Raw genomic sequence first — 22,358 nt, 5'->3', positions numbered from 1 at the left:
CTCACTCGGAGTAACTACTGTCCACTTATTTCCATTTTAATTTTTTCGGATGACCATGATTTAGGGAACATTGTAGATATACCATTATTATTTGTTTTTGCCAGATATTTACCAGGATTACTTGGATCAGCAACTTCAATCTCCGCCATGTAAACACCATATGCATTTGGTGCAGACTCTGTTCCAAGAATAACTCTAACATTTCCTAAAGCAGTGGATTGACCACCGACAACACTACCATTTGGCTTAACCTCAGCTCCAATAACATGCCCATCAAAATCAATCGGAGCTTTAGGACTATAATTATTACCTTCACTAAAGACTGGCCCAATGCCTTGCAAAGGATCTGCAGGCTTTCCGGGCAGGATACTATCCTCAGGCTTCTGGGGGTCAAGTGGTTTTCCACCTACTGCTGCGCCCTCTTTGGGTCCTTCCGCAGGACATTCAGTCGATGAACCTTCTGGCGTGGGATTTACAGGCTTGTCATTGCCCGTGTGGTTTGGTACAGGCGGCGGTGTAGTCGGACGTTCTCTGACTTGTTCTTCCAAATAATCTGCCACGGCAATCGCATATGCGCCATCTTCGCTCATGCCCGGATTTTTCTTCATGGCGAGGTTGGCAAGGCGACTTAGCTCCAGCCCTGTGGCTCCTGTGAGTGCCAAGCATCCCGGAGTTTTCAAACATAGCGCCACACCACCAAGCCCCAATCTCTTCACCACCGTTCCCAAGCCGTTGTTGGCCATTTCGTTAGCACCAGCAACGGCCCCCTCCACACCGCCAGCGGCAGCACCTATGGCTGCACCAGCCGTCAGCAGAAGAGCGTCGCGCACCGGTTGGGGAAGCGTGGTGTCGTGCAGCATGTCAAACAACTGTGGTGTCGCCGCCGCACTACCTGCCGCCCCGACCGCTCCTGCTGCGCCACCGGTCAGCAAACCAATACCTGTATGCATCAGCACACGGTTGGTTCCACCGTCTTTCCAGGCGCTTTCTATTTGTGCAGCCTCGGCCAAAATAGCAGCCCGCTTGGCTTGGTCTGCTTCCAGCTTCGCAATTTCACGTAAACCGCTCGCCTTGTTGAGTTGGTCTTGTGCGTACTGCGCACCAGTTTTCGTCGCCTGCTTCCCAAACTCCGCCGTGATCGCCACCTGTGCATCGATCTCGCGCTGCACCTTGTTCTGATCAAATATCCGCTCACTCCTCGTGGCATCGCCCGTGCGCACGCTCTGGTCGCCGGCGATACCTGCTGTGGTGGAGGGGTTTTCATCAATTATCGCCTGCTCAAGCTCGCTTAAATATAGCCTTGATCCTGAGGAAAATTCAATTAAACATATGATTTTTCATGAAAATTAGAAAAATACTACCCAATAAAATATAAATTTTATTTCTTCATATTATTTTCATAATAATCAATGCATGACTTTATTCCTTCAATAACATTTGACGAATCCATTTTAAAATTATTACCAGATGGTGAGAACATAATTGTTGTATAAGGTGCAGGAGGGAAGTCAGCCCATCGTTCAGAATCTATCTTAATAATTACCGAATATCCATCTTTGGATATCTCTTCTAATTTTGAAAATAATTTATTCAATTCTAAAACATCGATTTGATTTGACATATATTCAATCTTCTTAACAGCATTTTCCATACGAACTCTAGCAGCTACATTAGCAGAGTGAATAGATATTTTTGGCAAAAATATTTCACCTCTTGAAATTGCATTTTCTATCCAGACAAGGACATCATATCCAGTTCCTCTCTTGTCATCACCCAAGTCGTGGTCTAAACTAATTTCTTCCACATAATTCTTACTAAGCATATCAATAACTTGATTTGGCCAATATGCTCTAACCCAACCAATCGGAGCAGGACGAATATCATCAAGAAATATTTTCATTATTATTTTAAAATATTTTTAATTGCAGCCTCAATTGCCTCAGTTGAGGATAGCTTACCCAAACTACCTTTTCCAACTTCATCAATGATCTCTCTTAATGCATCAGGCCTAATAGAAACACCATTATTTTCAGCAAAAAACTCCACTACCGCTTGAGCTGTTCTTTTATTTCCATCTTGAAATAAATGACTTCCTGCAATATCCCTGATGATAATTGCCGCCTGAGCCGAAAATCCTTCTCTATAAGTCATATTTGAAATTACTGTTTCAACAGCCCCAGTCAATGGAATTCCCCCTCCACTGGTTCTTTTATTTATCTCAATGATCTGATCGACAGTTAAATCCTTGAGTTTATGGACATTTTTCTCAATGGCTACCGCAGAATTTATAGAACCTTCTGCGGAATGTAAACTCTTAAAGACTTTTAATATTTCGCTAACTGAAGCCTCTCCCGCTTTCTTCAACACCCCTCCCGCCACCGGCACCACCTCAATAGCAGCCCAGAAGCGACTAGCCTCCTCCCCCGTCAGGCTACTGTTGCCCGTGATCAATTGCAGTGCCGACTCTCCCGTTCCATAGAACGGTGCCAATTCCAACATCAGTTGCGCCAGCTCCTGGGCCTGATGCTGGGTCATGGAGCTAACTTGCGCAATGGCTGCCAGACTAGCAGCTCGCTCCACCTGAGCCACTTGCTTGTCGATGTTCAGAAAGTCCGCGTTGGTGCAGTTAGCGCCACAGGCATTCAGCAACCGGGCATTTTCCTGACTGACGGTTTGACGGACCTGTCGGAACGGGCTGTGACTGATGTAGTTGTTGCCTGCCTGATTCAGGCCCGCTGCGCCACCCGATGCACCGCCCACTGCCCCTAAAGCCGTGCCTATCGCCGCATTCAATGCATCTCGGACCCCATCAGGTAAATTCAGTGCCGCAATGCTTTCTCCGATGCTTGGCAGCACCGATGCACTGAGGGCTGCGCCCACTGCGCCTCCCAATCCTCCGGTCAACGCGCCAATTCCAGTGTGCAATGCACGGCGATACTCGCCGTCTTCATCCCACTTTTTGGCTTCGGCTTCGTTGCCTGCTCTGCGAGCTGCGATGGCCTGCTGGCCACACGCTCCTCCGGCCCTGGAAGGCCCACAACAACGCCTACCCCAAGCTGATCAAGACTAACGCTTGCTGCACATCGATTTATACAATGACGTCCTTTTAAGCAAGAGCGCTTTTGTAGATGTATCCAGCACTAAAAATTGCAATAATACCCCATGAAACCACGAACAAAAAATATCTAGCCTCGTGACTCCCATTAATTCTCACATTCTCTATCATCTTCGGAATGGAAATCATACTTCTCCCATTTAGAAATGCATATATATTCCATGAAAACAGAAATAAAAAACCCAAATATCCAATAAAATTCTCCCACCCTTTAAAGAAATATACAGAAATAAATAAACCAGAAAATATAACAATTATATGAATATTTTTTTTAATTTTCACTTTTCTTTCTCATTCCTAAAATATCAACTTTAAATCTTTCGACGAATGCACTCCATCCTCCAGATAGATCAATAATGGCAATTGCTCTTGCTGCATTTGCAGGAGTATGCCCAAGAATATCCACAAATAATTTTTCTCCTCCTTTCTGCGATCCATATTTCAGCAACTCATCAAGAGCATTGCTATCAGTAAACGCGCTCCCCGCCAATGCAACTAGTCCAACAGCCGCAAGTGTTTGACCTGAAGCCCCAGCGGGAGTCATCAGAGTTGCATAGTTAGCGCCTGTACTAATGTCTTTAAATATCTGTGCATCCATAGCCTTGATATACGCTTTAGTTCCAGGGTCGGAACTATCCAAATTAGACCCCAAGCACTCTGGTTTCGCACATGGAAAATATTTTGGTTGGTATTTTTTTCCATCTAAAATGAAGATTTGACTATAGCGCCCCTGCTCATCCAATGGAGCTCCGGTCAGCCGATCTCTTGGCGTCGAGGCAAGTTCATTACCATTTGACGATGGCATATACCAGTCATATTGACCTGCAGTACTGCTTTGGATAAATTGCAATAAATCAGCTGCAGGTTGCTTCGGTACGACTTGAACCATTTGGCCTGTGCTACCAATGGTCCATACAGCTCCACTGTCATAAATCGCATCGCGCTCACTGGGATCAACAACCATACCCGCCACGATACTTTCCCCAATTTCAGTATTTCCCGCGACTCGCAAGGCATCTTCTATTTGTGTCACTGTGTATTTCCCATTGCTTCTTGCTGCGAGAGTACGAGCCAACAGGCGTTTACTTGGATGCAACTGCCGATTATTCATGTCCGAATTAAAGGCCGTGGCCGCACCTGCCGCAGACCCACCGCTGGCTACAGCACCAATCGTCGTGGCTGTTGCGCCGCCCGCCAAGCTAGCAAGCACTTTAGCGGCTCCCTCTCCCAATCCTGCATTTTGAAGTGCGCTCTGGAATCCCTCCTGCAATTGGTCAATATAAGGAGCCGCTGTACTGGCGGCAGTGGCGCCCATTAAGCCCTGTACTCCTCCTGACAGCCCTCCTACCAAAGCATGCATGGCAACACGGTAGGCTCCGCCCTCGCTCCACTTCGCCGCTTCTACGGGGTCCGAGTCCTTGAGTTCGTTGTACTTCCGGCTTGCATAGTCCCCCACCGCCTTGCTGGCCTGCTTGCCAAACTCCGCCGTGATCGCCACCTGCGCATCGATCTCGCGCTGCACCTTGTTCTGATCAAATATCCGCTCGATGCCCGTGGCATCGCCCGTGCGCACGCTCTGGTCGCCGGCGATGCCGGAGATTCCTGCCGTGGTGGTGCCTTGGGCACTGCCGCTGTCCTGGCCTACGCCGGCCCCCACCCCGTTGACGACATGCTTGCCGCCTTGCTGGCCGGTGTTGACGTTGACGCCAATCGCCTGGCCTTCGTAATGGGCGCTGTTGTGCAGGTCGCTGGTGGTGAGCGTGCCTCCGGTGCTGAAGCGGTTCTTGTCCTGGTCTACAGCGGCTTGGGTGCTGGCGATGACACCGCCCTTGAGATCGGTGTCGCCCTTGACGTTGACCTGGAAGCCCCCTTCCCCTGCCTGTATGCCGCTTTGCTCGGTGACGCTTTGGTAGTGGCTGTTGACCTTGCTCTGTCCCGCGTTGATGCTGCCTCCGATGGGCACGCCTGCCGGGCTGAGCGTGATGGAGCCACCACTGCTTTGCTGCTTGCCTTCAAAGCGGCTGCTGTCCTGCAGGCTTTCGATCTTCAGATCGCCGCCCACGTCGGCGATGACTTGCTTGCCGCTGACCACGGCTCCCTTTAGGTGGGTGTCGCCGCCCGACTGGAGGGTGACGGTGTTGCCTGCGGCTATATGGGTGTTGTTGTAGCTGACGTCGTCGCTGTTGGAATGGCCTTTTCCTTGGCTGACGCTGGCGGTGATGCCGGTGTTCGCGCCAACGGATACGCCAATGCTGCCGCTGGAGTTGCTGTTGGTGCTGCGATCGCTGTGGCTGTCTTGCGAAGCCAGCAAGGTGATCTGGTTGTCGGCCATCAGGGTGGCATCCTTGCCTGCCGTGATGTCGCTGCCCTGGATAAGGATATTGCTGTCTTTGCCTGCACCGGTGGCGATGAGGTTGACATTGCCGCCAGCCTGTACGCTACTGCCATGGCTGCTTGTGCCGCTCTGATAGCTGTCGCTCTGGCTTTTGCTGGAGCCGACCGAGACGGAGATAGAGGCGGCCTTGGAGGGGCACCGTCAGCCAGCCCTTTGGCTGCATCCTGCAGTTCGCCCGTAGAGTTTCATCGTTCAGCGCCGTCGCTACCTCAGGCAGGGCCTTCAACTGGTGTTAGGGCCACAGCAGTACATCCTTTGCGACCCTTGTCCTAGAGATAAACAGAGAAATGCCTTGGCTAGACTGCTCTAACGCATCATTCACCTTATGCGTCAAACAAGCCTAACGCATCATCTAAGCTCGCGACAAAATCTGCTTTCTCGCCAGAATACTGCATTGCAATATTTTTAAAATGCAAACACAACGATGCTTTAGTTTCTGTGTCCGCCATTTGCAATGTTGCAGCCATTTGTTCAAGCGCCTGAATCGCGGCATCGGGATCAATTATTTTTTCTCCCGAAAATTCAAAAAATAAAGCATTTTCAATGATTGCTTGTGCGACGAATTTATTGATTTCCTGGCTCATGAACCACCTTCACAGAAATATTTTTTATACCAAGCTCATCAAACATTTTTTGCGCTCTTGATGCCTGGCTTTGATTAGGAACCTCCCAGCGTCCTGTCAAACCATTCTGACTCAATGCATCTGACTGCCGAAGCGCTTGCTCTTTCGCCTTACTTGTAGTAACGACTGAAATTTTTTCGATCCACCAAAACATCACCATCAACACCGTCAAACTTAACGGTTCTCGTTGATCCATCAGGCATAGTCCTTTCTAGGGCAGGCGCTTGACCAGACTGAGTAGCAGGGTTCGACCGTGTTCCAGTTGCTGTGTCATTGTAATCACGAGCTCGCTGACTCATTCCCGCATTTTCATCGACCCACTTGACCTTACCGTTGGCAACGTCTTCTACCTTTCCTACCGCCCCACCTTCTTTAGCTACACCAAGCAAGTTTTCAGCAGGATTGCCAATTTCTTTGAATATCTTAGAGATTGCCTCAGAGGCGGGTTCTCCCACTTTCTTCAACACGCCTCCCGCCACCGGCACTACACCAATAGCGGCCCAGAACCGACTAGCCTCCTCCCCTGTCAGGCTGCTCTGGCCCGTGATCAGTTGCAGTGCCGACTCTCCCGTTCCATAGACCGGAGCCAACTCCAACATCAGTTGTGCCAGCTCCTGGGCCTGATGCTGGGTCATGGAGCTGACTTGCGCAATGGCTGCCAGATTAGCAGCTCGCTCCACCTGAGCAACTTGCTGGTCGATGTTCAGAAAGTCCGCCTGGGTGCAGTTAGCGCCACATGCATTCAGCAACCGGGCATTTTCCTGACTGACGGTTTGACGAACCTGTCGGAACGGGCTGTGACTGATGTAGTTGTTGCCGGCCTGATTCAGGCCCGCTGTGGCACCCGATGCACCGCCTACCGCCCCCAACGCCGTGCCTATCGCGGCATTCAGCGCGTCTCGCACCCCATCGGGCAAATTCAGTGCCGCAATGCTTTCTCCGATACTGGGCAGCGCCGATGCACTGAGGGCTGTGCCCACTGCGCCCCCCAATCCTCCGGTCAACGCGCCAATTCCAGTGTGCAATGCATTGCGGTACTCGCCGCCTTCATCCCACTTTTTGGCTTCGGCTTCGTTGCCTGCTCTGCGAGCTGCGATGGCCTGCTGATCCGCGTAGGTTCCTGCGGCCTTGCTGGCCTGCTTGCCAAACTCCGCCGTGATTGCCACCTGCGCATCGATGTCGCGCTGCACCTTGTTCTGACCAAAGATCCGCTCAATGCCCGTGGCATAGCCTGTGCGCAGGCTCTGGTCGCCGGCGATGCCGGAGATGCCTGCCGTGGTGGTGCCTTGGGCGCTGCCGCTGTCCTGGCCCACGCCAGCCCCCACCCCGTTGACGACATGCTTGCCGCCTTGCTGGCCGGTGTTGACGTTGACGCCAATCGCCTGGCCTTCGTAATGGGCGCTGTTGTGCAAGTCGCTGGTGGTGAGCGTGCCTACGGTGCTGAAACGGTTCTTGTCCTGGTCTACGGCAACCTGGGTGCTGGCGATAACACCGCCCTTGAGATCGGTGTCGCCCTTGACGCTGACCTGGAAGCCGCCGTCGCCGGCCTGTATGCCGCTTTGCTCGGTGACGCTTTGGTAGTGGCTGCTGACCTTGCTCTGTCCCGCGCTGATGCTGCCTCCGATGGGCACACCTGCTGGGCTGAGCGTGATGGAGCCACCACTGCTTTGCTGCTTACCTTCAAAGCGGCTGCTGTCTTGCAGGCTTTCGATCTTCAGATCGCCGCCTACATCGGCGATGACTTGCTTGCCGCTGACCACGGCTCCCTTGAGATTGGAGTCACCGCCCGACTGGAGGGTGACAGTATTGCCTGCGGCTATATGAGTGTTGTTGTAGCTGACGTCATCGCTGTTGGCATGGCCTTTTCCTTGGCTGACGCTGGCGGTGATGCTGGTGTTCGCGCCAACGGACACACCAATGCTGCCGCTGGAGCTGCTGTTCGTACTGTGGTCGCTGTGGGTGTCTCGCGAAGCCAGCAAATTGATCTGGTTGTCGGCTATCAGGGTGGCATCCTTGCCTGCCGTGATGTCGCTACCGCTTGAGCTAATGAGGTAATGGATCCCATTGAGAACGAAAATTCTCCAAATTACATGGCATCAAATCACTATTTTCATAAAAATCTCTAAATATTTCTTTTCCGACCTCTAAGTCATTAGAAGTCATACGAGAGTCGTATGCATCATCTAAAAATAATGACTCACCAATATACTCTCTTAATGATGGATTCCACCATTCCAATAACTCGCGCTTCTTATCTTTATCTCGTGTCATAGCAATAATTCTAAATTCCATTTCTCTAGCAATAAAATGCAACTCCTTAATATAGGAATTTTCATTGCTCTCTATTTTTAAATATAAAAATCCACCATACCCATAAACTTCCTCCATAGATTCACTAATAAATTCCCATTCAACTTCATCTATATTTTTTGCAGGAGGTTCATTTTTCCTGCTTAAAAAGCATAATTTAAATATTTTCTCTGACATCATTTCCACTCACTTGATCCACGAATCCAAATATAAACTCTACCAGACACTGTATCCACAACTTGTAATTTATTTAAACCAGAACGATCTGCAGCAGCAATCAGATTAGATGATTGTTGGCAATATGAGCAAACCGCTTCGCCGCGAACAACAATTGTCATATTTTTCCCTTGAGTAAGACCTGCATCATATGCTTGTTGAATAGCACCAATTTCCGCATGCGCATTGCCCATATTAGAATTTGGTTTCCCTGGCGGAATTAAATCCGAAATCAATGTTGGCTTATCTTTATCTGCCAAATTTACAGGTCTGGCTGATTGGTTAGTATCAAATACCAATTTTCCATCTATACTCCCCTCTGCCGTTACAGTTATAGGCGATTTTGCTCCCGGTAAAACACTCCCTATTCTAGGCTCAAAAGCTTGGACTCTTTGCAGCTCACTACTTAGATATGCACCTTTAGCGGAATTTGCAGTACCCTCAGATGTAATTGGCTTAACCTCCGTCCTACCGAGTTTTCCAAGCGCTTCTAAACTCGCTTTAGATCCAATTTCTGCCCCAGTCGCCAGAGATAACAACCCTAATCCATATTTTCCCAAATCCCATAATGCTTTAGCATCCAAAATCCATGATTCTGGATAAATAGCATTCACCCCTTGCGCCTTACTTTGAGCAACACGCCAATATTCACGAAGCGTGCCTTGATCTCGACATGCACTAGGTATTGCACAGCCAAGGTCCGACATCTGGTCTTGAATGAAGTTACTAACATCATTGCACTGTGCGCCACTGCAGGTTGCCGCAGCATTGGCTAGCAATTTATCGCTAATTCGGTCTTTTTCTTGCAAGGCAGTGACAGTATCGCAAGCAGATGAATTCCCGCCAACATAGCAGGCTTGTTGGGCTCGATTCAACAGCATCCTTTCATCATGCTTAAGATAGTTATTCGCCACCTCATTACCCGCAGCCGCCCCACCACTGACACCTCCCGTTGCGGCGCCCACGGCCGTGCTGGCCGCTGCTGTCAGAACATCCGCCAAGGGCCCAGTAATGCCGGCGTCACTGAGTGCTTGCGCCACTGCCGGTGCCGTCAGCGTACCGGTTGCCGCACCGGCGGCTCCTCCGACCCCACCAGTCAATCCACCAATCACGGTGTGCGCGGCCAGACGCAGGCTACCGTTGTCACCCCATAGCGCCTTGATGGCATCGGCTTCAGCGTCTTTGCCCTGGCTTCGCAGCTGCTCCGCAGTCTTCATCTGTGCCTCGGCATAGTCCCCCACCGCCTTGCTCGCCTGCTTCCCAAACTCCGCCGTGATCGCCACCTGTGCATCGATCTCGCGCTGCACCTTGTTCTGATCAAATATCCGCTCGATGCCCGTGGCATCGCCCGTGCGCACGCTCTGGTCGCCGGCGATGCCGGAGATGCCTGCCGTGGTGGTGCTTTGGGCGCTGCCGCTGTCCTGGCCCACGCCAGCCCCTACGCCGTTGACAACATGCTTGCCGCCTTGCTGGCCGGTGTTGACGTTGACGCCAATCGCCTGGCCTTCGTAATGAGCGCTGTTGTTCAGGTCGTTGGTGGTGAGCGTGCCTTCGGTGCTGAAGCGGTTCTTGTCCTGGTCTACGGCAGCTTGGGTGCTGGCGATGACACCGCCCTTGAGATCGGTATCGCCCTTGACGCTGACCTGGAAGCCGCCGTCGCCGGCCTGTATGCCGCTTTGCTCGGTGACGCTTTGGTAGTGGCTGTTGACCTTGCTCTGTCCCGCGTTGATGCTGCCTCCGATGGGCACGCCTGCCGGGCTGAGCGTGATGGAACCACCACTGCTTTGCTGCTTGCCTTCAAAGCGGCTGCTGTCTTGCAGGCTTTCGATCTTCAGATCGCCGCCCACATCGGCGATGACTTGCTTGCCGCTGACCACGGCTCCCTTTAGGTGGGTGTCACCGCCCGACTGGAGGGTGACAGTATTGCCTGCGGCTATATGGGTGTTGTTGTAGCTGACGTCATCGCTGTTGGCATGGCCTTTTCCTTGGCTGACGCTGGCGGTGATGCCGGTGTTCGCGCCAACGGATACGCCAATGCTGCCGCTGGAGCTGCTGTTGATGCTGCGGTCGCTGTGGCTGTCTTGCGAGGCCAGCAAATTGATCTGGTTGTCGGCCATCAGGGTGGCATCCTTGCCTGCCGTGATGTCGCTGCCCTGGATAAGGATATTGCTGTCTTTGCCTGCACCGGTGGCGATGAGGTTGACGTTGCCGCCAGCCTGTACGCTACTGCCATGGCTGCTTGTGCCGCTCTGATAGCTGTCGCTCTGGCTCTTGCTGGAGCCGACCGAGACGGAGATGGAGCCTGCTGCTGCGGGGTTGCTCGAGGCCAGGGCACCGGCGGCGTCACCGATTTCCTTGCCTTGGTTGTAGGCATTGAGCGCCGCCGCACCAGCGGCCAGAGCCTGCATGCGCGCATCGCTGGTCTTGCCTGCAGCCTCGGCCATGCTTTGTGCCGTCTGACCGGCACTGATGACGGCACTTCCAATGCTGACGCTCAGGCCGCTTTGCTTGAAGCGGGTGTGCGTTTCGCTCGTTTGCCGTTGCTCTGCTTCGGTGATGGCAATATCTTTGGCGACGATGTTGATGTCTGCCTTCGGAGCCATGACGTCACTGCCGACCTGGCGGTAGGATTCGCCGGCCACGATGTTCACATTGCCATTGATGCTGCCGACAGTGGAGCCTGCTGCGCTGGTGCCGGTGATGGCCTGGTCAGTGCTTTGCATGCGGCTGCCGATGGTCACGCCTATTCCGGCCCCACCTCCGAGGAGTCCGCTGCTGGTGCTCTTGCGAAGGTGCTGTTCGCTGGATGTTTCTTCGACCGCGACGATGTTGACATGGCGCCCGGCTTGCAGGGCTGTGCCGTTGTCCGAGACAACATTGCTGCCAGCCACGGTGATGTCCCGCCCTGCGCTGATGGCGATGGTGTCGCCGCCCAGGCCGCTGCCCTGCGCCTGGGTTTGGTGGACCTTGTCCACCAAGGTTTTGGTGCTGGAGCCGAGCAGGCCCGACGATTTGGTGAAGTAGGCGTTGTCCAGCGATTGCGTGGCCTGACCTGCCGTGATGTTGACGTCATTGCCTGCGCTCAGGCGAAGGTCCTGGGTGGTCTGTACCTGGGCTGCTCGGGCGTTGATATCGTTGCCGGCGCGGATGACCGTAGTGCCTTGGGTATTGATCTGGGTGCCTGCCTCCTGGCTACCGCCAAAGAACAGATGGTTTTTGGGGTCCCAGGTAATGCGGTTGTCTGTCGAGATGTTGAGTGTCGAAAGATTGACATCGTTGCCAGCATTGATGCGCGTCACTCCATTTTCAACAGCATTCGTAATCTGAGCAGCTTGCAGATTGATGTCATTGCCGGCATTCAGTGACATCACCCCACCTTGGCCGAGGTCTGCATCCAATGGGCTGGTGACAGCGAGGCCTGCGACCCGATCAATGACCGTATTGGAATACCCGTTCTGCGCTGTTCCTCCGCTGGTGGTGCGCGTGGTCGTGACGACGTTGATGTCGTTGCCGGCCTGGGCCAGCAATTGCAGCGCCGCAGAGACGGTTCCCCCCACCACATTGATGTCACGCCCAGCACTCAGAGAGACAGAGTCGCTGACGATGTGTCCACCGATATTGTTGATATCGTTGGCGGCGATCAGCACAGCACGACGGCCGGCGATTGTGCCGCTGTTATTGACATCTCCATCGGTTTTCACGGATATCGTGTCGCCGCTGATCAGCGTGCCTGTGGCGCTGAGATCGCCGGGTCGGGCCACTACATAGACCTTGGGAACCAGCACGCTTTGCACGGAGCCATCCGCCATGGCGACGTTCTGGGAAACCAGCCAGACCAGATCGCTGGTCAGCTGCGCCACCTGCTCTGCGCTAAGTTCCACCCCCGGGCGCAGGCCATGCGCCTTGGCGAAGGTGGTGCCGTTTTGCAGCAGTGCCTGATACTGAGCATCATTGCTGGTGTAGTCCCCAAGGAAGCGGCGCCCGGTCAACTGTGCAATCTGCTGTTGAACCAGCTGCTGCTCATAGAAGCCGTCGCCCAAACGCTTTTGCTGCAGGGCGGGGTCCAGGCTCAAGGCTTGCAGCATGTAGTCCGAGGACAGCCAGTTCTGGCGATTGGTGAACGCAGGGTCGGTTTCCACCAGGGGATGGTTGCCGTTTTGTGCATTGACCACATACAAGCTGCTGCTGGGCAGCGTGGGCCCGGAAGACACGGTGCGCACCACAACCGGCTCACCATTGGCGCTGGTAATCGGTTGCTGTGATAGCGTTGGCACGTTGCCCGTGGCGCCCGCTCCAGCGCCAGACGAACCTGCAGCATTGATGCTCGCTCCTGCTAGGGCCGAAGCATTCACTGCGCCAGACTGCACGGCACCATCGGCGCCCGCAGCGTTGGCTCCAGCCAGGCTGCCAATACTGCCCGTGTTGGTGCCCAGGGCCACCTGCTGGCTTGCCTGCGTGGCAGCAATCGCTTCGCTTTCATTGGCCGCGCCGCCGGAAGCGGCAGCTGCACTTTGCAGACCAACCGCCTGCTGACCCGATGCACTGGGCCCTTGTGCACCAGGGCCTCCTTGCTGGGCTATGGAGCCAGCACTACCGTTAGCGGAACCCGCTCCGGTGGCCGTTGCACTATTACCCGAGGCATTGCTACCCGTGTTGTGGTTGGCGCCCACGCTGTCAACAGGGCCTGTGCCTGCCTGATTTTGCAGGAAAACGACGGTGGGCAGTTCAAACGTGGTGCTCTGGGAGCTGGCAAATGCCTGAGGAGCCGACGCACGTCGCTCCTGGGAGCTACTGAATCCACCGTGGTATTTCCAAGAGTAGAAGACCGCGGTGCCGTTCAACGCCTTGGTCTCGACGCCCTCCACCGTGGATTGGTTGTTCAACTGACCAACGTTGATACTTCCCCCGGCGATCACGGTGGAGTCGGAATTATTCAGTGCACCCGAGATATCGATATTTCCGCCAGCCGTGATCTGGCCAGGCTTGGAGGAAAGGACTCTGTCCCTGTAAACCGATTCGGTAACGCCGTCAATGATGGTGTAGTCCCGCGAGCTGGTCTCGATGCGGTTGTATTCCTGCATCTGGGCCAATATGGCGTCGTTCAGATTCTTGGCCGCAGCGATGGAGTCCACATACACGGCTTGAGCTGCTTCATAACCGCCCTGGTTTGAGCCGGGAGGCCAATAGACGGTCCCAGACTCACCGACATAAGCTCCATATGTCAAGGGTTGCGGGGGTATCGTGGAGTAGCCCACCGGCACGGCAATACCGTACTCTGCAAACCGCGTGGACCCCGCCGGTTCGTAGGTATACGTGTAAGTGCAAGGGCTTGTGTCATCGCCGCTGCCGCAGGACACCGTTTCCTTGTAGGCCACCGGAATGGTCGTCAGGAATTTATCCGGATGCACAGGCTTGAAAATCCGCCCATCGGAGCGGTTTCCAGGAATGCCATTGACCGTTGGTGAGAAAGGACTGTAGTCGTAGAAGGGAATGAAGGTGCCACTCCAGACTTCTCGATACAGGCTGGCGCTTTCCGGCTGCTGCCCAGGCAGTTGCACCAGACTCTCGCCAGCGTGAGTGCCCACAAACTCCTGCCTCGCAATCTCTATGCCTGCATTGGTGTTGTTCACCACTGCTGCAACCATGCTGAGACTGCCTGTCGCATCGATCCTGGAGCCGGTGTTGTTGATGACTTGTGCCTGACCCGTGGCAAAACGATTGGCGTCCAGCGCACCTCCGAAACGCATGTTTCCCAGGCTCAGCAAGGTAGCACCGCCCTGGTTGTTGACCGCCACAGCACCGATATCCAGGTCTTCGCGCGAGGCGATAGTGGCACTGGTGCCGTTCTCGGATCGGTTGCTGAGCGTGCCAGCGCTGATGGAGACGTGGTCCCCATAGATCCGGCCTGTGCCCACATTGTCCATGGCACCGGCGTTGACTCGGGTGTCGCTGCCGTCGATCAGCCCCCGGTTGGTCAAGGTTTGGCTGGCGTTGACGGTTGTAACGCCAGCCGAGCTGATTTCTGCACCACCTTGGTTATCGACGTTATTGCCGGAAACCGTAACGCTGCTACCGCCCTTGATGCTGCCCTGATTGGTGAAGTCGCCACCGCTTTCGACACTCAGGTCGCCGTTGACGCTTAACTCGCCTTGGTGGATGTAGTTACCAGCGAACGCCAATTGCATGCCGCCTTGCGCCTGCAAGCTTCCGGCCCCGGAGAGTCCCTGGTTCTTGATGCCGAAGTTATTGCCAGCAAACAGGGTTCCGCCTTGATTGCTCAAGGTCTGGGTAGCACTGTTCAATGCAGAGCCGCCCGCAACGCCTGCATCGACCACGGACAGATCATGCCCTGCCTTGATAACGCCCTGGTCGTTGTTGACCTTGCCGCTGCTTTGGATCAGCAAGTCGTTGTTGGCGATGATGGAGCCGCCTGTGTTGGCAATTTCTGCAGTGGAGGCATACAGCTTGATGTCTGCCGTGGACTGGATGGACCCTCCGCTGGTGTTGTCGATGGCAATGCCGTCGGCTGCCGTGCTGCTCACTTGCAAGCTGCTGTTGGAGGCGATGGCACCGCCTTGGTTGCTGACGCGACTGCCTGAGATGTGCGTATCGCCAGAGGCACCGATATAGCCACCCTGGCTGTTGTTGATGCGTCCTTCTTGGGCATCGATATTCAATGTGCCCGAAGACACGATGCCGCCAGCATTGCCAGACTGCTGGTTGGTGATATCGCCGCCATGACTGTCGATCGCAAGCGTGCTGATTGAGGCCGTGGTTTGTATGGCACCTGCCGTATTGTTCAGCGCAGCACTATCGAGTTGCAGGCGCTGATCGGCCAAGATGGCGCCCCCCTGGTTGGAGACAGCGCTCCAGGTACCGGCCCCATCCCGGCTCTGGATTTGCAGGGAGTCTGCTGTAATGCGTCCCTCATCATTGCGAATACCGTTGGAGGTAAGCGTGGCATTTTGCAAGGCAGCAATGCGACCACGCTGATTGTCCAGCCAACCACTTTGAAGGCTCAGGTCACCACTGCTCGCCAAAATCTGGCCATCGGTGTTGATCAGTTGCTGACCCTGCGTATTGAGGCTTAAACGACCAGCGCCAATTTGCCCTTGAGTATTGTCCAGGCTTTGGCTGGTGACGGATGCAGAGCCCTGCGCCGTGATGACCCCAGAGCGGTTGTCGAGGACACCCGTAGCGATGTTGACATCGCCCATGCTGGAGCCGATCACTGCTTGCCGGTCGTTGAGCAGGCTTGCACTCTTCAAATCCACACCGGCATTACCCACCAGCTTGCCAGCAGAGTTGGAGACCGCAGCCTGAGTCTGAACGGTCAGATGTCGCCCCGCTCCTACTTCTCCATTGCTGTTATCCAGCGCATTGGCGATGAGCCCCACGTCGGTGCTTGCCAGAAGATGGCCGCCTGCGTTGGTGATAGTGCCCGTGGATTGCACGCTCAGTGCTGCGGCAGCGGATGCCTCGCCTCCGGCCTGAATGGTGCCGCCCGTGTTGTCCAGATCACCGCTGTCGATGCTTGCGTTGCCCAAAGCCAGCATGGTGCCGGTATTGGTCAGGCTCTGGCCATGGGTGTTGATCTGCAGATCCTTCGCAGCCTGCAGCCAGCCTTTGTCGCTGTGCAGCGCTCCGCTTTGAACGTCCAGATTGCCCGCAGAGGCAATGATCTTGCCGTCGTCGTTGTTCAGCGCTCCTTGCCGGGTGTCGATGGCAATGCTCTGCGCCCCGATCTGGCCGGACTGGTTGCTCAGGGCTGTGCTGTTGAGTTGGAGGTCGTTGTTGGCCGCAATCGTGCCCTGATCATTGGTGAGCACTCCCGCCGACGTCACGTTCAGGCTTGAGCTGCCTGAGGACTGGCTGGTGCCGGCCTGAATGGTGCCGCCCGTGTTGTCCAGATTGCCGCTGTCGATGCTTGCGTTGCCCAAGGCCAGCATGGTGCCGGTATTGGTCAGTGCCTGACCATGGGTGTGGATCTGCAGGTCCTGCGCCGCCTGCAGCCAGCCCTTGTCGCTGTGCAGCGCTCCGCTTTGAACGTCCAGATTGCCCGCAGAGGCAATGATCTTGCCGTCGTCGTTGTTCAGCGCTCCTTGCCGAGTGTCGATGGTAATGCTTTGCGCACCGATCTGGCCGGACTGGTTGCTCAGGGCTGTGCTGATCAGCTTGAGGTCATTGTTGGCGGCAAGCGTGCCTTGATCATTGGTCAGTGCACCTGCTGCGTTCAGCGTCAGATTGGAAGTACCCGTGGCAGCACTCTGGCTGGTCCCCGCCTGAATGGTGCCACCGGTGTTGTGCAGATCGCCACTGTTCACCGTGGCATTGCCCAAGGCCAGCAAGGTGCCGGTATTGGTCAGTGCCTGACCATGGGTGTGGATCTGCAGGTCCTGCGCCGCCTGCATCCAGCCCTTGTCGCTGTGCAGCGCTCCGCTTTGCACGTCCAGATTGCCCGCAGAGGCAATGATCTTGCCGCTGTCGTTGTTCAGCGCTCCTTGCTGGGTGTCAATGGCAATGCTCTGCGCACCGATCTGGCCGGACTGGTTGCTCAAGGCCGAGCTGGTCAGCTTGAGGTCATTGTTGGCGGCAATCGTGCCTTGATCATTGGTCAGTGCACCTGCTGCGTTCAGCGTCAGATTGGAAGTACCCGTGGCAGCACTCTGGCTGGTCCCCGCCTGAATGGTGCCACCGGTGTTGTGCAGATCGCCACTGTTCACCGTGGCATTGCCCAAGGCCAGCAAGGTGCCGGTATTGGTCAGTGCCTGACCATGGGTGTGGATCTGCAGGTCCTGCGCCGCCTGCATCCAGCCCTTGTCGCTGTGCAGCGCCCCGCTTTGCACGTCCAGATTGCCCGCAGAGGCAATGATCTTGCCGTCGTCGTTGTTCAGCGCTCCTTGCCGGGTGTCGATGGCAATGCTCTGCGCACCGATCTGGCCGGACTGGTTGCTCAGGGCCGAGCTGGTCAGCTTGAGGTCATTGTTGGCGGCAATCGTGCCTTGACCATTGGTCATTGCACCTGCTGCATTCAGCGTCAGATTGGAAGTACCCGTGGCAGCACTCTGGCTGGTCCCCGCCTGAATGGCGCCGCCCGTATTGTCCAGATCACCGCTGTCGATGCTTGCGTTGCCCAAGGCCAGCATGGTGCCGGTATTGGTCAGGCTCTGGCCATGGGTGTTGATCTGCAGATCCTTCGCAGCCTGCAGCCAGCCTTTGTCGCTGTGCAGCGCTCCGCTTTGAACGTCCAGATTGCCCGCAGAGGCAATGATCTTGCCGTCGTCGTTGTTCAGCGCTCCTTGCCGGGTGTCAATGGCAATGCTTTGCGCACCGATCTGGCCGGACTGGTTGCTCAGGGCTGTGCTGTTGAGTTGGAGGTCGTTGTTGGCCGCAATCGTGCCCTGATCATTGGTGAGCACTCCCGCCGACGTCACGTTCAGGCTTGAGCTGCCTGAGGACTGGCTGGTGCCGGCCTGAATGGTGCCGCCCGTATTGTCCAGATCACCGCTGTCGATGCGGGCATTGCCCAAGGCCAGCATGGTGCCGGTATTGGTCAGTGCCTGACCATGGGTGTGGATCTGCAGGTCCTGCGCCGCCTGCATCCAGCCCTTGTCGCTGTGCAGCGCTCCGCTTTGAACGTCCAGATTGCCCGCAGAGGCAATGATCTTGCCGCTGTCGTTGTTCAGCGCTCCTTGCCGGGTGTCGATGGTAATGCTTTGCGCACCGATCTGGCCGGACTGGTTGCTCAGGGCTGTGCTGTTGAGTTGGAGGTCATTGTTGGCAGCAATCGTGCCTTGATCATTGGTCAGTGCACCTGCTGCGTTCAGCGTCAGATTGGAAGCACCCGTGGCAGCACTCTGGCTGGTCCCCGCCTGAATGGTGCCACCGGTGTTGTGCAGATCGCCACTGTTCACCGTGGCATTGCCCAAGGCCAGCAAGGTGCCGGTATTGGTCAGTGCCTGACCATGGGTGTGGATCTGCAGGTCCTGCGCCGCCTGCATCCAGCCCTTGTCGCTGTGCAGCGCCCCGCTTTGCACGTCCAGATTGCCCGCAGAGGCAATGATCTTGCCGCTGTCGTTGTTCAGCGCTCCTTGCCGGGTGTCGATGGCAATGCTCTGCGCACCGATCTGGCCGGACTGGTTGCTCAAGGCCGAGCTGGTCAGCTTGAGGTCATTGTTGGCGGCAATCGTGCCTTGATCATTGGTCAGTGCACCTGCTGCGTTCAGCGTCAGATTGGAAGTACCCGTGGCAGCACTCTGGCTGGTCCCCGCCTGAATGGTGCCACCGGTGTTGTGCAGATCGCCACTGTTCACCGTGGCATTGCCCAAGGCCAGCAAGGTGCCGGTATTGGTCAGTGCCTGACCATGGGTGTGGATCTGCAGGTCCTGCGCCGCCTGCATCCAGCCCTTGTCGCTGTGCAGCGCCCCGCTTTGCACGTCAAGATTGCCCGCAGAGGCAATGATCTTGCCGTCGTCGTTGTTCAGCGCTCCTTGCCGGGTGTCGATGGCAATGCTCTGCGCCCCGATCTGGCCGGACTGGTTGCTCAGGGCTGTGCTGATCAGCTTGAGGTCATTGTTGGCGGCAAGCGTGCCTTGATCATTTTGCAGAGCGCCGGTTTGAATCTTGATGGATGCCGTGCTGCTGATGGTGCCCGATGCGTTATCCAGACCTGCGCTTTGAATGGAGGCTGAGTCGCTGCTGAGGATCATGCCTTCGGCGCTGATGAGCTGACCTTTGGCGTCAATGTTTAAAGGCCCTTGCGACTGGATCGTGCCTTTTCTGGCGTTGATGTCCGAGGCGCTTTGCAGGTCCAAAGCAGCGCCAGACTGGATCACACCTTGCTCACTTTGCAGGTCCACCACTTGAATCTGGGCGTTTTGCAGGCTGGTGATTTCACCACTTTGGTTGTTCGTCTGGCCTGCGGAGATACCGAGGTCGCCGTTGCTGATGATCTTGCCAGCCCCATTGGTCAGAGCGGCGCTGGCGGTAATGGACAACTGCCCTTGAGATGACTGAGTGATGGACCCTTCGGTGTTGTCCAGGGTTTGAGTGACCAGGGTCGCATCTTTGCCTGCGCTGACTTGACCTCTCTGGGTTTGCAGATTCTGGGTCTGGAGGTTTAATTTTCCACCGCTGGCGATCACGCCAGATTGGTTTTCAATCTTTTGCGTGGATTGGATGTCTACGTTGCCATTGGCCTGAATCTTGCCCGCGTTATTGATCGAGTCACCGGACGTATGCACTTGCATATCACCCATGGTGGCCAGCGATCCTTTGCTGTTGTCGATGCTGGTCGCTTGTGCATTCAAGGCCGCGTTGGCGAACAGCGTTCCGCTGCGATTGTCGATGTTCCCACCTGCTCGGAGTTTCAGGGAGCCATCAGACACATTCGTGGTGGAGCCGTCGCCTGCTTGCATACTGCCAGCCACGTTGCTGATGCTCTGGCTGCTGGCGATGTCCAGTTTTTTGAGGGCGGAGACGTTACCGGCGTCGTTGCTGAAGCTAGCGGCCTTGATTTGCGTGCTGCCGTTGCTGGCGATCAGGCCCTGATTGCTTTGCACTGCATCAGCAACCTGAATGCTCAGCTGGCCTGAGCCGTTTTGAGAGATCTCACCTCGGCTGTTTTCCAGTGATTGCGCCTGTATGCACACCTGGGCGTCAGCTGCTGTGGATACCGTGCCGATCTGGCCTTTGAGATTGCTCAGCGCCCCAGATGTATCCAGAGAAACGCTGCCCGTATTGCTCACGATGCGGCCACTGTCATTGCCTACGCTTTGAGCCTGGACCGTCAGGTCTTTGCCTGCGGTCAGCGTCCCCGCAGTGTTGACAACCCCATCTTTGGCATTGATGGTGAGCGATTGGGCGCTACCAATCGTGCCGCTGGAGTTATCCAGACCCTGAGCATCAAGCTTCAGATCAGTCTGTACATAGAACGAGCCTGACCGGTTTTGCAAGGCAGTTTGGGAACCGGAGAAGTTTTGAACGACCAGACTCCCCTGGCTATTGTCCAGACTTCCCTCGCTGTGAAGTTGCCGAGCGTTGACGCTGCCACTATTGGTCAAGGACTGAGAAGTCGAGACATCAGTCGCACCATTGGCAACGATCTTGCCTGTGTTGGTGAGGGTCTGCACCACGTTGATATTGCCAGTGGCAAGCACCACGGGGGCCACTGGCGATGTCTGGACAGCGCTGCCGTCCTGACCAGAGGTGGGGGGAGCTGTCGTGCTGGCACCATCTGAGCCCGCCCCACCCGAATCAGTGCCTGTACCGCCACCTGCGCCTGTGCCATTGGTCGTTGCAGAAGGCGCTCCCAGCACAGCCTTGGAGCCACTGTTGCTCAATGACGCAGTTTGAATGCGCAAGTCTTGAGAGCCGGTTTGCGCTATGGAGCCTGCATTGTTCAGATCCAGGGCAGTGACGTCCAGCCGCTGTGTCGTAAGGTTGCCCGTGCTTTGGTTGGTGAGCTGCCCTGCCTGGATTGTCAGTTGCTGGCCCGCCTGAATGGCTCCTGAGTTGCTCAGCCCTGAGCCACCGTCATTGATGGTGATATCACGCTGACTGCTCAAAGTTCCGCTGTTGTCGATACCTTTGCTCGATACATTTAGATTGGCATCGACATGGTTGCTGGCGATCACACCAGAATTGCTCAACTGTCCATCGGCACTCAGGGTCAGACCACCTGTTGTCGCTGATAAAGTGCCCGCATTTCTGACACCCAGGCCGGACTCGGTACCCACAATGAAAATCCTGCCCGCGTACATACCGCCCAGTTGGGCGACATCCAGTGCGAACCCGGGCTTCACAGACTCTGCACCAACTGGGCTGGGGTTGCTTTGCTGGACGCTGCTGTCTGTGGTGATCTGGTTGACGCCTGTGATAACCTTCAACTCCTGGGCCCACACACCCGCATTGAGCGAGATGGCCCGGGCCAGGATATTGGCGTAATCTGCCTTGGTGGCATCCATGCCGCTGCCTTGCAGGCTGATCTGGCCGCCTTGAACATTGAAGCCGTCCAGACTGCCATTGGCTCCATACAGAGGGCGACCCGTGGTGAGCGTCACTCCAGCGGCATTGATGAAGGACAGGCCATCGACCACCAGACCCGAAGGATTGGCAATGATGACGTCGGCCCGCTGGCCTGCGACCTCCAGCGGCCCCATCAGGCGAGACTGAGCGGCGGAATTGACTTCATTGACGATAACCCGGGCGCTGCCGTTGGCCAGCCATGGATTGCCTTGCACCCAGCCACCAATCTGGGTTTGCACATTGGTGCGGCTGTTGTTGAGGATGGCTCCCTTTTGTCCGATGTCGAACTGCTGGTAGGTGTTGCGGCTGACGCCACCTGCAGAAGGGGTCTGGATATTGACCGTGGGGGTGCCGTTGGCTGATTCCAGAACCGTGGGGCGCTGTCGATTGGGGGCCGAGGGGTCGGCAATGATCTGCGCAAAACCGGCAGGAGCCCCCAGAGCCAAGGCCAGCATGCCTGCTGTCTTGGCTGCAGCAGAGAACGGGAAAGCGCTCAGGAAGGACTTGGCAGTGCGCAAACTGCCCGCCGACAAGGCACCAGCATCAGAAGCGCCTGTCTGTGTGCTGCCATTGCCGGCCTTGCCTTCGCTGGAAGCTGTTTCCTGCACCACCATCCGGATGCCACGGGCTTTGTTGAAGATAACGCGGTGACGATTCTTGTTCATGACGACGC

General features: G+C 55.6%; 8 protein-coding genes. All 8 read right to left on the bottom strand.

The genetic code is table 11. The features are described 5' to 3' along the window. Window positions 1-14 precede the first annotated feature (14 nt). Window positions 15-1,169 carry an EndoU domain-containing protein gene (locus O987_RS27985; RefSeq protein WP_200879600.1) on the bottom strand — a complete coding sequence of 385 codons (1,155 nt, stop codon included), beginning with the start codon at window positions 1,167-1,169 and terminating at the stop codon, window positions 15-17. A gap of 209 nt (window positions 1,170-1,378) precedes the next feature. After that, a complete protein-coding gene (locus O987_RS29760; RefSeq protein ID WP_307133619.1) occupies window positions 1,379-1,900 on the bottom strand; it encodes a cyclic-phosphate processing receiver domain-containing protein in 522 nt (173 codons plus the stop codon). Window positions 1,901-1,902: 2 nt separating this feature from the next. Beyond that, window positions 1,903-2,880, bottom strand: a complete 978-nt coding sequence (locus tag O987_RS11960) for a pre-toxin TG domain-containing protein (protein WP_144244924.1) — start codon at window positions 2,878-2,880, stop codon at window positions 1,903-1,905. Between the two features lie 506 nt (window positions 2,881-3,386). Beyond that, entirely contained in the window at window positions 3,387-5,627 is a 2,241-nt protein-coding gene (locus O987_RS29440; RefSeq protein ID WP_235214394.1) for a hemagglutinin repeat-containing protein, read from the bottom strand. A 206-nt stretch (window positions 5,628-5,833) separates the two neighbouring features. Next, window positions 5,834-6,094, bottom strand: a complete 261-nt coding sequence (locus tag O987_RS11950; protein WP_003055680.1) for a hypothetical protein — start codon at window positions 6,092-6,094, stop codon at window positions 5,834-5,836. 149 nt (window positions 6,095-6,243) lie between these two features. After that, window positions 6,244-8,133: a hemagglutinin repeat-containing protein gene (locus tag O987_RS29435; RefSeq protein WP_235214393.1), complete on the bottom strand. Its 1,890-nt coding sequence runs from the start codon at window positions 8,131-8,133 to the stop codon at window positions 6,244-6,246. 43 nt (window positions 8,134-8,176) lie between these two features. Beyond that, entirely contained in the window at window positions 8,177-8,623 is a 447-nt protein-coding gene (locus tag O987_RS28765) for a DUF6911 family protein (RefSeq protein WP_144244923.1), read from the bottom strand. Continuing rightward, window positions 8,620-22,350 (bottom strand): hemagglutinin repeat-containing protein, encoded by a 13,731-nt coding sequence (locus O987_RS11940; RefSeq protein WP_043372406.1) that lies wholly within the window; start codon window positions 22,348-22,350, stop codon window positions 8,620-8,622. The genes O987_RS28765 and O987_RS11940 overlap by 4 nt, the downstream gene beginning before the upstream one ends. Window positions 22,351-22,358 lie beyond the last annotated feature (8 nt).

This window comes from Comamonas testosteroni TK102, from assembly GCF_000739375.1.
Taxonomy (GTDB): Bacteria; Pseudomonadota; Gammaproteobacteria; order Burkholderiales; family Burkholderiaceae_C; genus Comamonas; species Comamonas brasiliensis.
The sequence above is the reverse complement of the archived record's forward strand: the minus strand, read 5'-3'. Positions and strand labels throughout refer to the sequence as shown.

Excerpts from the sequence above, each read along its gene's own strand:
- O987_RS11940 (WP_043372406.1), bottom strand. The coding sequence starts at position 22,350 with ATGAACAAGAATCGTCACCGCGTTATCTTCAACAAAGCCCGTGGCATC.
- O987_RS29760 (WP_307133619.1), bottom strand. The coding sequence starts at position 1,900 with ATGAAAATATTTCTTGATGATATTCGTCCTGCTCCGATTGGTTGGGTT.
- O987_RS28765 (WP_144244923.1), bottom strand. The coding sequence starts at position 8,623 with ATGATGTCAGAGAAAATATTTAAATTATGCTTTTTAAGCAGGAAAAAT.
- O987_RS11950 (WP_003055680.1), bottom strand. The coding sequence starts at position 6,094 with ATGAGCCAGGAAATCAATAAATTCGTCGCACAAGCAATCATTGAAAAT.